Annotated in this window: 14 protein-coding genes; 6 read left to right on the top strand and 8 right to left on the bottom strand. The window is 41.1% G+C overall.

All coding sequences use genetic code 11. The features are described 5' to 3' along the window. Positions 1 to 7 precede the first annotated feature (7 nt). Both IM797_RS18285 and lat read left to right on the top strand, forming a co-directional pair. A complete protein-coding gene (locus tag IM797_RS18285) occupies positions 8 to 1,117 on the top strand; it encodes a lipase family protein (protein WP_194128618.1) in 1,110 nt (369 codons plus the stop codon). A gap of 3 nt (positions 1,118 to 1,120) precedes the next feature. Further along, positions 1,121 to 2,452, top strand: a complete 1,332-nt coding sequence (gene lat / locus IM797_RS18280) for an L-lysine 6-transaminase (protein WP_194128617.1) — start codon at positions 1,121 to 1,123, stop codon at positions 2,450 to 2,452. 25 nt (positions 2,453 to 2,477) lie between these two features. On the opposite strand, the gene IM797_RS18275 is transcribed toward lat, so the two are convergent. From IM797_RS18275 to IM797_RS18260, 4 genes are all read right to left on the bottom strand, one after another. Further along, positions 2,478 to 3,836: an acyl-CoA dehydrogenase family protein gene (locus IM797_RS18275; RefSeq protein WP_194128616.1), complete on the bottom strand. Its 1,359-nt coding sequence runs from the start codon at positions 3,834 to 3,836 to the stop codon at positions 2,478 to 2,480. Between the two features lie 66 nt (positions 3,837 to 3,902). Further along, positions 3,903 to 4,619 carry a bacillithiol biosynthesis deacetylase BshB1 gene (bshB1, locus tag IM797_RS18270; protein WP_194128615.1) on the bottom strand — a complete coding sequence of 239 codons (717 nt, stop codon included), beginning with the start codon at positions 4,617 to 4,619 and terminating at the stop codon, positions 3,903 to 3,905. A gap of 14 nt (positions 4,620 to 4,633) precedes the next feature. After that, on the bottom strand, positions 4,634 to 5,116 hold the full coding sequence (locus tag IM797_RS18265; protein ID WP_194128614.1) for a glutathione peroxidase: 483 nt from the start codon (positions 5,114 to 5,116) through the stop codon (positions 4,634 to 4,636). Between the two features lie 6 nt (positions 5,117 to 5,122). Next, positions 5,123 to 5,740: a DUF4294 domain-containing protein gene (locus tag IM797_RS18260; protein WP_194128613.1), complete on the bottom strand. Its 618-nt coding sequence runs from the start codon at positions 5,738 to 5,740 to the stop codon at positions 5,123 to 5,125. A gap of 350 nt (positions 5,741 to 6,090) precedes the next feature. Between IM797_RS18260 and IM797_RS18255 the strand changes: the two genes are divergently transcribed. The 4 genes from IM797_RS18255 (at position 6,091) to IM797_RS18240 (ending at position 11,522) form a co-directional block, all read left to right on the top strand. Then, entirely contained in the window at positions 6,091 to 8,298 is a 2,208-nt protein-coding gene (locus tag IM797_RS18255) for a bifunctional (p)ppGpp synthetase/guanosine-3',5'-bis(diphosphate) 3'-pyrophosphohydrolase (protein WP_194128612.1), read from the top strand. A gap of 63 nt (positions 8,299 to 8,361) precedes the next feature. Further along, on the top strand, positions 8,362 to 8,850 hold the full coding sequence (locus IM797_RS18250) for a Fur family transcriptional regulator (RefSeq protein ID WP_194128611.1): 489 nt from the start codon (positions 8,362 to 8,364) through the stop codon (positions 8,848 to 8,850). Positions 8,851 to 8,889: 39 nt separating this feature from the next. Continuing rightward, entirely contained in the window at positions 8,890 to 10,167 is a 1,278-nt protein-coding gene (locus IM797_RS18245) for an adenylosuccinate synthase (protein ID WP_194128610.1), read from the top strand. Between the two features lie 38 nt (positions 10,168 to 10,205). Beyond that, positions 10,206 to 11,522, top strand: a complete 1,317-nt coding sequence (locus IM797_RS18240) for an anthranilate synthase component I family protein (RefSeq protein WP_370583095.1) — start codon at positions 10,206 to 10,208, stop codon at positions 11,520 to 11,522. A 44-nt stretch (positions 11,523 to 11,566) separates the two neighbouring features. Here IM797_RS18240 and IM797_RS18235 read toward each other — a convergent pair whose 3' ends face one another. The 4 genes from IM797_RS18235 to IM797_RS18220 are packed head-to-tail and all read right to left on the bottom strand — an operon-like array spanning position 11,567 to position 14,310. Further along, positions 11,567 to 12,373: a M48 family metallopeptidase gene (locus IM797_RS18235; RefSeq protein WP_194128609.1), complete on the bottom strand. Its 807-nt coding sequence runs from the start codon at positions 12,371 to 12,373 to the stop codon at positions 11,567 to 11,569. Positions 12,374 to 12,423: 50 nt separating this feature from the next. Continuing rightward, positions 12,424 to 13,089: a glycerol-3-phosphate 1-O-acyltransferase PlsY gene (gene plsY / locus IM797_RS18230; protein ID WP_194128608.1), complete on the bottom strand. Its 666-nt coding sequence runs from the start codon at positions 13,087 to 13,089 to the stop codon at positions 12,424 to 12,426. Positions 13,090 to 13,092: 3 nt separating this feature from the next. Beyond that, a complete protein-coding gene (gene nadC, locus IM797_RS18225; protein ID WP_194128607.1) occupies positions 13,093 to 13,935 on the bottom strand; it encodes a carboxylating nicotinate-nucleotide diphosphorylase in 843 nt (280 codons plus the stop codon). 36 nt (positions 13,936 to 13,971) lie between these two features. Further along, positions 13,972 to 14,310, bottom strand: coding sequence for a DUF4783 domain-containing protein (locus tag IM797_RS18220; protein ID WP_370583094.1), 339 nt, complete (start codon positions 14,308 to 14,310; stop codon positions 13,972 to 13,974). Between the last annotated feature and the right edge of the window lie 123 nt (positions 14,311 to 14,433).

The following is a 14,433-nucleotide window of genomic DNA, read 5'->3' as shown; positions in this document are numbered from 1 at the left end:
CTTTCGTATGAAAAATAAATCTTACTTACTGATCCTGCTTTTACTTGCCTTTTCAAGCCCGACCTTCGCCCAATACCTGAAACCCGGATTTGACAAACAGGAATACATAGAGCTGATGAAAATTTCTGCAAGATTTGGAGACACCAGTTATTCGAAAAAAATACCGGCTCCTGCAGATTATGATTTTGCTTACCGATCGCCAGTGGTGGGATTGGACAATTGCTGGGATCTGTGGATAAGTAAAGGTGCAGCCATTTCCAAAACTGGAGTAGCTGTAATCAGCTTAAGGGGTACCACACAAAATAGCGTAAGCTGGCTGGCAAACTTTTACGCGGCTATGGTACCGGCCAAAGGTGAATTGCATCTTTCTGATTCAACGACCTTCAAATACGAATTGGCTGCAAATCCTAAAGCAGCAATACATGCAGGCTGGATCATCAGTACAGCTTTTTTGTCTAAAAGCATCCTTGGCAAAATTGATTCTTGTTATAAAAATGGAATTAAAGAGTTTATCATTATGGGGCACAGCCAGGGCGGTGCGATCGCTTACCTCCTCACTTCCTATTTGCTAAACCTGCAGAAAAACCAACAGATTGCTGGTGATATCCGTTTCAAAACCTATTGTAGTGCTGCACCAAAACCAGGCAATTTATATTATGCTTATGAATATGAAGCACAAACGCAAAATGGCTGGGCTTATAATGTAGTAAATGCAGCAGATTGGGTACCTGAAACGCCTATGTCTGTGCAAACCTTAGATGACTTTAATGTTACGAACCCATTTGTAAATGCAAAAAGCATGATCAAAAAGCAACCCTTCACCAGGAGACTAGCTTTAAATTATATGTTTAACCGAATGGACAAACCAACACGGAGGGCACAAAAGAATTACCAGAAATACCTGGGCACCTTTACTTCAAAAATGGTCAGACAACAGATTCCTGGTTTTATTGCACCGGCTTACTACAACAGTTCCAACTATGTCAGAACCGGCAATACCATCGTATTGTTTACCGATGAAGACTATTACAAGCGCTACCCTGACAATGAAACAAATGTATTTGTACACCACCTTCACCCCGCATATCTGTATTTAACAGAAAAGCTAAAGAATTGATTTATGTACCAATTAACTGTAGCTCCTGATCAGGTAAAAGCAACATTAAGCAAACACATCCTGGCTGACGGCCTTGACCTGACTTATGACCTGGAGAAAAGTCAGGGAACTTATATTTACGATTCTAAATACAACCGTAATTTATTAGATTTCTTTACCTGTTTTGCCTCGGTACCTTTGGGATATAACCATCCAAAAATGATCCATGATGAGGGTTTTAAACACAACCTTTTACTGGCGGCCATGGCCAACCCTTCCAATTCGGACGTATATACCCAACAGTATGCAACGTTTGTAGATACATTTGCCAGACATGGTATGCCAGATTATTTGCCCCATGCATTTTTTATCGCGGGTGGCGGACTCGCTGTTGAAAATGCAATAAAGGTTGCAATGGACTGGAAAGTCCAGAAAAACTTTGCAAAAGGCTATAAAGAAGAAAAGGGGCTTAAAGTATTACATTTTGAAAAAGCCTTTCATGGCCGAACCGGGTACACGTTAAGTTTAACCAATACCCTGCCGGATAAAACCAAATGGTTTGCCAAATTTGATTGGCCGAGGGTAGCTGTGCCTATCGTAAAATTCCCTCTGGAAGGAGAAAACTTACAGGTAGCGATTGATACAGAAAACACAGCAATTTCACAGATCAAGCAAGCTTTCAAAGCACATAAGGACGACATCTGTGCCATTATTGTGGAACCCATCCAATCTGAAGGCGGCGACAACCACTTGAGGGAAATATTTTTGATCGAACTTAAAAAGCTGGCCGATGAACATGAAGCGTTCCTGATTTACGATGAAGTTCAGACCGGAGTTGCTTTGACCGGTAAATTCTGGTGCCACCAGCATTATAGCGAGCTGGCGCGTCCGGATATCCTCGTCTTTGGTAAAAAGATGCAGGTCTGCGGTATTCTTGTAGGCCATAAAGTAGATCAGGTTGATAACAATGTATTTCGGGCACCTTCCAGGATCAACTCGACCTGGGGAGGTAACCTGGTAGACATGGTTCGTGCCACCCAGATCCTGCAGATCATAGCAGAAGACGAACTCTGTGATCATGCGGCCAATGTAGGTAAATACCTACAGGATCAACTCGCAAATCTCGCGCACAAGTATGATAAGATGAGTAATATACGGGGGAAAGGCTTACTTTGTGCTTTCGATTTTCCAAATCAAAACATGCGCGACGCCTTTATCAGACATGGACTTGCCCAAAATGTCATGTTTCTGGGTTGCGGCAGCCAAACCGTTCGTTTCAGGCCCGCACTTTGTATGGAACGGAAACACATCGATGAGGGAATTGCAGTAATGGACAAAATATTGCCAGGCTTATAGACCATTAGATACCCTTGTACCATCATCAAACAAAAGCGGAGAAACCAGTGATTGCCCGGCCTACGATTAACGTATTGATCTCTTTAGTGCCTTCGTAAGAATAGATTGCCTCGGCATCCGCTACAAAACGCGCCACATCATATTCTAGCAAAATCCCATTGCCACCCATCACTTCCCTTGCCCTGCTCACTACATCCCGCGTGCGCATAGAGCAAAATACTTTAGCTAATGATGCGTGTTCATCGGTTAGCAAATTCTGGTCCTGAAGCTGTGACAAGCGGAAACAGAGTGTCTGCATTGCAGTAAGGTTAGACAACATCTCTACCAAATGATTTTGGATCAGTTGATATGAGGCAATGGGTTTACCAAATTGCTTCCTTGTTCTTGTATAGTTCAAGGCACTTTCATACGCTCCCCTGGCGCAACCAACAGCTTGCCAGGCCACACCGGCACGGGTCATTTTCAAAACTTTGGCTGTATCTTTAAATGAATTTGCATTTTGCAGGCGGTCTTCCTCATCCACTTCACAATTATTTAATGTGATGAGTCCGTTCTGTACGATTCGGAGCGCCATCTTATCCTGCATTTTTTCTACTGAAAATCCAGGACTTCCCTTTCTAACCAGAAATCCTTTGACCTGATTGTCTTCCAGATCCCTTGCCCAAATGATGGTCACATCGGAAAAGGTGGCATTCCCAATCCACTTTTTCTGTCCGTTCAGGATCCATTTGCTTCCCTGTCTTTTGGCGGTTGTGGTTAGCCCTCCTGCAGCACCCGAGCCCACTTCTGGCTCCGTTAATCCAAAAGCGCCGATAGTTTTCATTTTTTGCATATCTGGTAACCACTGTTGCTTCTGTGCTTCGGAACCCAACAAATAAATTGAACCCATCGCCAGTCCGCTTTGCACACCAAAAAATGTAGACATTGACGTATCAATTCTAGCCATTTCCATAGCCAGGATACCTTCCATTAAATTAGATTTATTTGGGCAGCCATAGCCTTCGTAGGTCAGGCCACAGATGTTGAGTTCTGCAATTTTAGGAATGAGCTCGAATGGAAATTCGGCCTTTAGCCAGTACTGATTTACAATTGGTTTGACTTCCTTTTCTAAAAAAGCCCGGACCTTAAGTTGCAAAGCACGATCTTCATTTTTCAATGCCTCATCGCCCAGATGGTAAAAATCACCTTCAATGGGTGGCAATTCCTTATCCTTGCGTGGCCCCATCATTTTCATGAGTCCCTGCAATTGGGTTTCGTCGAGATCTGAAACAGATTCGACCATTTTTTTAAGATCTACTTTTTTAGAAAGTGCCTCGAGTTTTTGGAAATCTACGCTTTTAAATAGTGTATACGCATTTTTTAAGGAAGAGAAAATACTGGCCATAGTAAACTGTTTAGCAATACAACAAAAAAGAGGCTCAATTGTTGTATTGCGAGGCCAATATCGCGATTAGCTTAAATTAAACAGGTTATCTACACCAAGCAATTTACGCGAAGTAAAGCCTTCCCCGTAAGTTGTTCCGATCGATTTGCCAAATTCCCTTGCGCGGCCAATAACACTTTCAAAAAACTCCGGCGAAGAAATATAGGTTTCCGGACCATCTAAATCAGGGTTAAAAAACTGGGTTTTAAATGCTTTGATCGCCTCAATTTTAACTTCAAAATGCGCTGTAATGTCAATGATGATATCCGGTTTGATGTACCGGTCCTGAATGTATTGCAATACCAGGCGTGGTCGCCAGGCCATTTGTTCAACATCATTTATGCGGGTTATAATCTTAGACAGGCCAGAGAGGAAACAGGCATCATTTGCCAAATCACCCGCCCTTCCATGATCTGGGTGCCGATCATGCAAAGCATTGGTCAGCACAATTTCAGGCTGATACTTTCTGATGATTTTCACAACTTCCAATTGGTGTTGCTCATCATTTTGAAAGAAGCCATCCTTGAAGCGCAGGTTTTCCCGGGCATGAAGTCCCATAATCTTTGCAGAGACAGCAGCTTCTTCATCACGTGTTTCTGCCGTTCCACGGGTTCCTAATTCTCCCCTGGTAAAATCTACAATACCGACTTTCTTGCCCAGGGCAATATGTTTCAATAAGGTACCTGAACAGCCCAGCTCGGCATCGTCCGGATGAACTGCAAGTACTAAAATATCTAATTTCATGTAAAAATTCGTTTTTATGTGTTCATTAAGCGGTTGATCTTCTTTTTCACTTTGGAAGATAAAGGCTTGGTAAATGGAAGGAAATAATCGACCACCTCGCCATCTTTGTTGACCAGGTATTTGTGAAAATTCCAACGTGGGGTAGAGCTTTGGTTTAAAAATCTATAGAGGGGATTGGCGTGTTCGCCACGCACCATAATCTTTTCAAAGACGGGAAATTTTACACCGTGGTTAACTTCACAGAAAGTACTGATCGCTGTACCTTCTAATGGCTCTTGCCTACCGAAATCATTAGAAGGAAAAGCCAATACTTCGAACTGATCGGTTCCCAGTTCATCTCTAAGCGCCTGCAATTCTTTCAATTGTGGTGCAAAGCCACAGCCTGAAGCAATATTTACCAGTAAAAGAACTTTATTTTTATAATCTGACAGCTTCTTGTCGATGCCATTGAGAAGTTTCACCTTGAACTGGTGTATGCTTTTAGATTGATCTGACATAATTTGTTATTGATAAAAGCCTGAAGAGACAATGATAGATTCAATATCTCTGTCATCCTGGGCATTATATGTACTCTTGAGATTGTGTCCAACTACTCTTGCAACAGATTGATACAAGAACGCGGTAACACCACCTTTTGTTTCCTTTATAATTTCATAGGTAGTACGGCCCACTTCGCGGTCGATAAGTTTGGTGAGGATCTGCCCTTGTGTAATGGTCAGTTCTTTGATTTCGCGGTTAAACATTTCTTTGATCTCCTGATCACACTGTTTAACAAGCTTTTTTTGTTCTTTCTTTTCAGTTGTTAAAGCCAGGTCCTGTTCCAGCTTTTCATACCTTCTTTTGGCAAATAATGCATAAGGCATTACTTTCAATACGTTATACCGAAGCCTGTTGAAGGCGGCACGATCCTGCGGACTTTTAAACAGTCTTTCTGCAATAATTTCCACTTCTTTCAAGGAAATCCAGGGGATCATTTCACCGCTATCGTTGGTGGAGGCTACCCTGATGGTGTCATTTTTTCCTAAAACCGGCATTTTAACAGGCACAGATGTCACCTGAGCTGATGCGGAAACAGCTGTAATCATGACAATTGCCAGAAAAAAAAGCCTGTAAAATTTCATAATTTTATACCTCCAACAAAGTTAGGGCAATTTTTATTTACCGGTTACTGATTTGAGCATCTAATATACCTTTTTAACAATAAATGGATATATTTTTTACGTAAATAATACAAAACAAAAGACCCGGTATATTTGCGACAGAAAACTGCCATATTTATCATTAACATAATTTTGGTAGAATTATTGTTCAATATGAAGTTCAATCTTCATAAAAAGCTTATATTAAGTGAATCGTTGTTTACAGGGACATGAGCAGAATATTCCGGGCAATTAATTAAATACAGAGAAAGCCTGTATGCCTTTAAGGCATGCATTTTTATGAAGAACAAACTACCAAACAATACAGCATCATGAAGAACGCATTAGTGATCGATTTAGAAGCAGAGAAACAAGAAATATTGAAAAGATACAGGGCACTGCTGCGCGCCTGTAAACCGACCATGCAAAGGGGAGATAAAAAAGAGATCCGGAAAGCATTTGACATGGCTTTGGAGAGTCACAAAAACATGCGCAGGAAATCTGGTGAGCCCTACATATACCACCCCATAGCTGTAGCACAAATTGCTGCGGAAGAAATTGGTTTGGGTACCACCTCTATTGTTTGTGCCTTGTTACATGATGTAGTAGAAGATACAGACATCACCTTAGAAGATATTGAACGGGAGTTTGGAAAGAAAACCGCCAAGATCATTGATGGTCTGACCAAAATATCTGGTGTTTTTGACTACAACAGTTCATTACAGGCAGAGAATTTCAGAAAAATGCTGCTTACCCTTGCAGATGATGTACGGGTAATTTTGATTAAACTGGCTGACCGGCTCCATAATATGCGGACTATGGATTTCATGCCCAGACAAAAACAGTTAAAAATAGCTTCTGAAACGATTTACCTTTATGCTCCCCTGGCCCACCGCTTAGGCTTGTATGCGATAAAATCTGAGCTGGAGGACTTGTCCATGAAATACCTGGAACCAGATACTTACAAATATATTGCGACCCAGCTGAACGAGAAAAAAGCAGAACGGACTTTATTTGTGAAGCGGTTTGTAGACCCAATTAAAGAAATTCTGACGGAGCAGGGACTTGTAGCCAATGTTTACGGACGCCCAAAATCGATCCATTCCATATGGAATAAAATGAAGAGCAAAAACATCCCTTTTGAAGAGGTGTATGATCTTTTTGCGATCCGTATCATTTTGGATAGCCCGCCTGAAAATGAAAAAGCAGATTGCTGGAAAGCTTATTCCATTGTAACAGACCTTTACCGGCCCAATCCGGACCGCCTACGCGACTGGGTATCGTCTCCAAAAGGAAATGGCTATGAATCACTTCATACCACAGTAATGGGCCCTAAAGGGCAATGGGTAGAAGTTCAGATCCGCACACAGCGCATGAACGAAATTGCAGAAAAGGGCTTCGCTGCGCACTGGAAATATAAAGAATCGAGCAATGACAATGGTCTGGATCAGTGGATCATGAAGGTGCGCGAAATGCTGAGTAACCCGGAAGCCAATGCGCTCGACTTTCTGGATGATTTCAAAATGAACTTATTTTCTGATGAGATCTTTATCTTTACACCTAAGGGCGCCTTGCTGCAGCTACCCCTTGGGGCCACAGCACTGGATTTCGCTTTTGAAATACATACAGACATTGGTGCCAAATGTATTGGTGCGAAAGTGAACCACAAACTGGTACCTTTGTCGTACAAGCTCCAGAACGGAGACCAGGTAGAGATTATCACTTCCAGCAAGCAATCTCCAAAAGAGGATTGGCTAAACACGGTAGTTACCGCCAAAGCAAAATCAAAAATCAAGTCTTCTTTGAAAGAAGAGAAGCGCAAGATTGCCGATTTAGGTAAGGAAGCACTGGAGCGCAAGCTAAAATCTTTAAAGATCACTTACAATACAGACAATTTAAACAAGTTGTCTTATTTCTTCAAACTGCCCTCGACCCAGGAATTGTTTATAGCAGTTGCCAATGGAAAAATTGAGATTAAAGATTTAAAAGACTATCTGGCCAGTGAAAAAGAAATTGAAACCAGAGGTTCCGAAAAAACCGACAATCAACAGATAGATGCTTTATTAAACCGGGTTAAGGGTCCGGAATCAGATATTCTGCTGATTGGCGAAGATTTACAGAAGATTGACTATACACTGGCTGCGTGTTGTAACCCGATTCCGGGCGATGATGTATTTGGATTTGTGACTGTTAACGAAGGAATCAAAATACACCGCACAAATTGTCCGAATGCAGCGCAGTTGATGGCCAATTATGGTTACCGTATTGTAAAAGCGAAATGGAACAGCCAGAAAGAACTGACCTTCTTAACTGGTTTGCACATCATCGGAATAGATGATGTAGGCCTGATCAACAACATCACTAAAGTAATTTCCAATGATTTTAAGGTAAACATGCGTTCTATTACTGTAGACACAGATAATGGGATCTTTGATGGTTCAATTATGGTCTTTGTGAATGATAAAGAGCATTTAGACAACCTGATAAAAAACCTGATGGAAGTGAAAGGCGTCACCGGAGTTACGCGGTTTGATGCTTAAAATTACGAATAAATCGTAGCGATTATATAAAAAAATGATACCTTTGAAAGGAGTTTAAAAACTATGTCGACAAATCATAACAGCGAGTTGGTAAGGAAAATATTCGAAGCCTACCTCGAAAATAAAAGTCTGAGAAAAACACCGGAACGTTTCGCCATCTTAGAAGAAATATACTCAAGAGACGACCATTTCGATGTAGAGACCCTCTATATCCACATGAAAAACCAGAAATACCGCGTAAGCAGGGCTACGGTGTACAATACATTGGAGTTATTGGTTTCATGTGACCTGGTTACGAAACATCAGTTTGGTAAAAATATGGCTCAGTTTGAGAAGTCTTATGGTTACCACCAGCACGATCACATCATTTGTATTGATTGTGGTAAGGTCGTTGAATTTTGCGATCCACGTGTGCACCAGATACAGAGTATGGTTGGTGAATTGTTAAAATTCGAAATTAAGCACCACTCCTTAAACTTATATGGCGTTTGTTTTGATTGTGCTGCAAAAGCATCTATGAACGAGAGTGCCAAAGTAAAAAATGCAAGTTAAACATTCAATTATAAAATTTCTATTCTTTAAATTTAAATAATGACGCAAGTAGACGTGCTTCTTGGCCTGCAATGGGGCGACGAAGGCAAGGGTAAAATTGTTGACGTTTTAAGTCCACAATATGATTTGATAGCTCGTTTTCAAGGCGGTCCGAATGCCGGCCATACTTTGGAGTTTGATGGCAAAAAATTTGTTTTAAATACCATTCCATCTGGTATTTTCAATGAGAAGACAATGAACTTAATTGGAAATGGTGTGGTTATAGACCCTATCATTTTAAAAAGAGAGTTGGATAACCTTCAAAAAGCAGGTCACGATCCTGTAGCTAAAGGCAAACTGGTTATTGCCCGTAAAGCACATTTGATTTTACCTACACATCAATTGCTGGATGCAGCAAATGAGCAAAAAATGGGTAAAGACAAAATTGGTTCTACACTTAAAGGTATTGGCCCAACTTATATGGACAAAACCGGCCGTAATGGCTTGAGAGTTGGTGACACCACGTTACCGGATTTTAAAGAGCGCTACAACAGGCTTGTAGAGAAACACAAGGAGATTCTATCTCACTACGAATTTGAGTACGACTTAACGGAAAAAGAAGCCGCATTTTTCGAAGCTATTGAGTTTATCAAAAATATCCCTCATGTAGATAGCGAACACTTTGTGAACGGTTATCTGAAAGCAGGAAAAACGGTATTGGCAGAAGGTGCACAAGGAACTTTGCTTGATGTTGACTTTGGATCTTATCCTTTTGTAACGTCATCAAATACCACTACTGCAGGTGCTTGCACAGGACTAGGTATCGCGCCAAACCGAATTGGCAGTGTTTACGGAATTTTTAAGGCTTATTGTACCCGTGTTGGTGGTGGTCCCTTCCCTACTGAACTGGACAATGAAGTGGGAGAAACTTTACGTCAGGTAGGACATGAGTTTGGTGCTACAACCGGACGTGCACGCCGTTGCGGATGGATTGATCTGCCGGCTTTAAAATATGCCATCATGTTGAATGGTGTAACCGAACTGATCATGATGAAAGCAGATGTACTGGATGGTTTTGACACCATTTATGCGTGTACTCATTATGAGCACAATGGTGAGACCATAGATTATATGCCATATGATATCATTTCGGTAAAACCTACACCTGTATTGAAAGCAATTGAAGGTTGGAAAACTGATGTGACTAAAGTAAATAAGCTAGAAGAAATTCCTGCTCAACTGGCAAGTTATATTGCTTTCCTTGAAAAAGAACTGGAAGTACCTGTAAAATATCTTTCTGTTGGACCAGACCGCGTTCAGACTTTGATTTTACAATAAATATTCATTACAATATCCAAAAGGTATGTATCATTAAAATGATACATACCTTTTTTGTAGGCGCTAGTTTGTTACGGATTTCCTACATTTGCGCCACAAATATGAATGGTCAGCAATTAAATTATTTCAAACAAAAAGCATTGACCTGGGCAACTTCATTTGAAGTTTGCTGTTGTCTGGACTCTAACAACTACGCCGACCTGTATGGTAAATTTGATTTTATCATTGCAGCGGGTGTAAAGGCAGAACTGAACGCCTCATCAAAGGATAAATTTACGGAGTTGAAAGCATTCCACGATCAGCAAAGCGATTGGATGTTTGGCTTATTAAGTTATGACCTTAAAAATGAGACCGAAGCGTTAAGTTCTGAACATCCCGACCATATTCAAATGCCGGAGCTCTTTTTCTTTGTCCCGGAATACCTCATTGCCATTACAGCTGGTAATATTGAGGTGTTAAGGGGAGCTGATACAGTCATTGATGAGATCCATCAAACAGTGCCATTGATTGCAGACTTAAAAAAGGACCTCAATATCCAAAGCAGATTTTCAAAAGAACAATATCTTGAAACGGTAGTCAAGCTACAGCAGCACATCAGTCGTGGCGATATTTATGAGGTGAATTTTTGCCAGGAGTTTTTTGCCGAACATGCGGCCATCGATCCGGTTCAGGTGTATCAGAAACTCAGTGAAGTATCCCCCACCCCATTTTCTGGTTTTTTTAAAATCAGGAGCCAATACATCTTATCTGCCAGTCCGGAAAGATTTCTATGTAAAAGAGGAAGCCGTTTAATTTCACAACCGATCAAAGGCACTGCCAAGCGCAGTACAAATCCATTGAACGATGAATTGATCAAGGAAGAATTGCGGCAAGATCAAAAAGAACAGGCCGAGAATGTAATGATTGTAGACCTGGTTCGAAACGACCTGACTAAGAGCGCCTTAAGAGGCAGTGTTACAGTTGATGAGCTTTTTGGAATTTACAGTTTTCCACAAGTATTTCAGATGATCTCTACCATCAGTTGCGAACTGGATCCGGACATCCACTTCATAGATGCCATCAGAAATACTTTTCCGATGGGATCAATGACCGGGGCACCAAAATTGAAAGCGATGGAGCTCATCGAAACTTACGAAAAAAGCAAACGTGGAGCTTACTCAGGCGCTTTCGGTTACATCACACCAGATGAAGATTTCGATTTCAATGTCATCATCCGAAGTATACTGTACACAGCAGAATCTCGCTATCTATCATTCCAGGTAGGTGGCGCCATCACTTATGCCGCAGAACCGATTGCCGAATATGAGGAATGTTTGCTCAAAGCGTCAGCCATTGTACAGACCCTTACGCAATAAAAAAGGCCGCAATATTGCGGCCTTGATATGCTATAGATTTTTTTTTAAGGTTTGTAATATTTCATCGCCTCTGGAATTGCTCTTTGTATTTGTGCAATCCTTGTAGCATCACTTGGGTGTGTACTTAAAAACTCTGCTGGTTTTTGACTACCTGCAGCGGCGGCAGACATTCTTTGCCAGAATGCCGTTGCATTTTGAGGGTTATAACCCGCCATCGCCATAAAGATCAAGCCCAGCTTATCTGCTTCTAACTCCTGATTACGGGAAAACTTCAGCATCATTAATGGACTACCAACGCCATATAACGTATTGAAAATTGACTGTTTTTGAGGATCTTTCGATAAAGCCGCTCCAGCCAGAGATCCCACACCCTGGGTTGCCATCTCCTGCGACATGCGCTCAGCACTGTGTCCAGCAATCGCATGACCAATCTCATGTCCCATTACTGTGGCCAGCCCAGCATCGTCTTTTGTAACCGGTAAAATACCCGTATACACGACAATTTTGCCACCGGGCATACACCAGGCATTCAATTCTTTGCTTTCCACTACATTAACTTCCCATTTATAATCCTTAATCAGATCTCCATAGTTGTTGTTGTTCATATAAGTTTTTACGGCAGCAATCAGTTTATTGCCAATCATTTTAACTCTTGAAGCCTGAGCATTGGATGCGGGCAAAACTGCATTCTTGTTTTCAGTTAAGAAAGTGCTATACGCCTGAAAAGCCATTGGCAATACCTGATCGTCACTAACCAGGTTAAGTCTGCTTCTGCCGGTCAACGGTACTGTAGAACAAGATGAGATGGCTAGACTGATGACAGCAGCACCAAGTATGATTACTTTTTTCATGAGGATAAATTTTGAATGTTATGAAGCTTCATAAGCTCCATCAAAGGAACCTAAGAAGGCTTTATCAAATTAGTTTGTTTCTTTTTAAACAGATAAACTTTGGATTCCTTGCCTTTTAAAAGTCGTTCCAGATTTTTCTGATGCGTTACCAGGATCAACACACATACGCACATACCGTATAACACTTCCGATTTGATAGACGAGTGCAATATAAATACAATACTTAACGGAAAAGTGAAGCCTGCACAAATTGAACTCAGCGAAACATATTTCGTAATCAATAAAACGACGATAAAAACAAGAACACAAAGCATTGCTGCCGGGAAGTTAACTGCTAAAATCATTCCAAAAAGCGTAGCTACACCTTTTCCGCCCCTAAAACCGGCAAATATTGGAAACAAATGCCCCATAACTGCAGTCACACCCAAAGCGAGTTCATAATTCACAAACTGTGCGGAGTGTTGCGGACCAGTAACAGATAGCCCAATAAAATAGGCAAGTTTGGTTGCGGTGTAACCTTTAGCAATATCGATCACCATTACTGCAATACCTGGCTTTTTACCCAATACCCTAAAGGTATTTGTAGCGCCGGCATTTCCGCTTCCATATTCTCTGACATCGATACCGTAAAAAGCCTGGCCCAGCCAAACTGCTGTAGGGATTGAACCAAACAGGTAAGCTAAAATAACTGCTGAAATAGAATAGATAGAAATCATACCTTAAAAGGCTTTTAAACTCATGTCTAAACTTTTAACAGAGTGGGTTAATGCACCCATCGAGATAAAGTCTACCCCGCAGGCAGCATACGCTGTTACATTTTCTTCAACTATACCTCCAGAAGCTTCTGAAGTGTATTTTCCATCAATTCTTTTAACGGCTTCTTTTAAATCCTCGAAGCTGAAATTGTCCAGCATGATGCGGTCTACATGCCCCGCAGTCAAAACCTGATCCAGTTCGGCTAAGTTTCTGACCTCAATTTCAATTTGTAATTTCTTCGCATGATCTGCCAGGTACTGATTTGCACGCTGGATGGCGTTGGCAATACCCCCGGCATAATCTACATGATTGTCTTTGATCAGGATCATATCGTATAAGCCAATGCGATGATTTACCCCACCACCAATACGAACTGCCCATTTTTCGATATACCTCAGGCCTGGAGTCGTTTTACGTGTATCCAGTAATTGCGTATGATAACCACTTAATAATTTAACGATATGATTGGTCTTGGTTGCTATGCCGCTCATGCGTTGCATGCAATTTAAAACCAGACGTTCAGCAAGTAAAATAGATTGGGAACTACCAGTGACTGTCATGGCGATATCGCCGTACTCCACTTCGGTTCCATCAGAAATTAAAACTTCGGTTACCAGATTTGAGTCTACTTGTTTAAAAATTTCAAGTGCAAGCTCTACTCCTGCTATTACTCCAGGCTCTTTAATCAATAGCTTTGCTTTCCCTTGGGCCTCTGCTGGTATGGTAGAAAGAGAGGTATGGTCACCGTCACCCAGATCTTCAGCAATGGCATTTTTTATAAATTGATCGATTACTTTTTTGTCCAAAATTTACAATTAAACCCAAAAATAACATTTTTACTATTATTTATCTGATTCCACTCTTAATTCTGTGATAAAAAATGCGCTCCCAGACTTTTTCATGGTGATCGAAACCCTGAATTTCGCGTTTTTAGTCTGCAGAGAAAGGATACCAAATCTGAAATTTGGATTGGTGTTGATTAGGTGAACTACAGATGATTTTACAGGTGGATATTTCGTAAAGAAATTTCTTAAAATTTGCTCAGCCTGTGCTTTTGAGTAGACATCTTCTTCGTCAATAATGATCAACTCTACAGAAGATGCAAAATTTGCGGCAATCTCTTTAGAGTTCCCGGCTTTGAAATGCGCGGACAAACCTTCGATAACATCGTTCTGAAACACATGATAACCAGTTAATTGACTAAAAAAAACAAATAAAAAAAACAAGGGCTTCATCATCTTTGTACAGCTATTCTTCAGACTCGCACATAAACTATGCCACTAATGGGCTTGCCGGCAGGCCAT

This window comes from Pedobacter sp. MC2016-24 (assembly GCF_015223055.1).
Lineage (GTDB): Bacteria > Bacteroidota > Bacteroidia > Sphingobacteriales > Sphingobacteriaceae > Pedobacter.
This window is presented reverse-complemented; position numbering and strand designations above follow the sequence as displayed.

Bases quoted from the DNA above. Each gene is read 5' to 3' on its own strand.
- IM797_RS18285 (WP_194128618.1), top strand. From the start codon at position 8: ATGAAAAATAAATCTTACTTACTGATCCTGCTTTTACTTGCCTTTTCA.
- lat (WP_194128617.1), top strand. From the start codon at position 1,121: ATGTACCAATTAACTGTAGCTCCTGATCAGGTAAAAGCAACATTAAGC.
- IM797_RS18275 (WP_194128616.1), bottom strand. From the start codon at position 3,836: ATGGCCAGTATTTTCTCTTCCTTAAAAAATGCGTATACACTATTTAAA.
- bshB1 (WP_194128615.1), bottom strand. From the start codon at position 4,619: ATGAAATTAGATATTTTAGTACTTGCAGTTCATCCGGACGATGCCGAG.
- IM797_RS18265 (WP_194128614.1), bottom strand. From the start codon at position 5,116: ATGTCAGATCAATCTAAAAGCATACACCAGTTCAAGGTGAAACTTCTC.
- IM797_RS18260 (WP_194128613.1), bottom strand. From the start codon at position 5,740: ATGAAATTTTACAGGCTTTTTTTTCTGGCAATTGTCATGATTACAGCT.
- IM797_RS18255 (WP_194128612.1), top strand. From the start codon at position 6,091: ATGAAGAACGCATTAGTGATCGATTTAGAAGCAGAGAAACAAGAAATA.
- IM797_RS18250 (WP_194128611.1), top strand. From the start codon at position 8,362: ATGTCGACAAATCATAACAGCGAGTTGGTAAGGAAAATATTCGAAGCC.
- IM797_RS18245 (WP_194128610.1), top strand. From the start codon at position 8,890: ATGACGCAAGTAGACGTGCTTCTTGGCCTGCAATGGGGCGACGAAGGC.
- IM797_RS18240 (WP_370583095.1), top strand. From the start codon at position 10,206: ATGATACATACCTTTTTTGTAGGCGCTAGTTTGTTACGGATTTCCTAC.
- IM797_RS18235 (WP_194128609.1), bottom strand. From the start codon at position 12,373: ATGAAAAAAGTAATCATACTTGGTGCTGCTGTCATCAGTCTAGCCATC.
- plsY (WP_194128608.1), bottom strand. From the start codon at position 13,089: ATGATTTCTATCTATTCTATTTCAGCAGTTATTTTAGCTTACCTGTTT.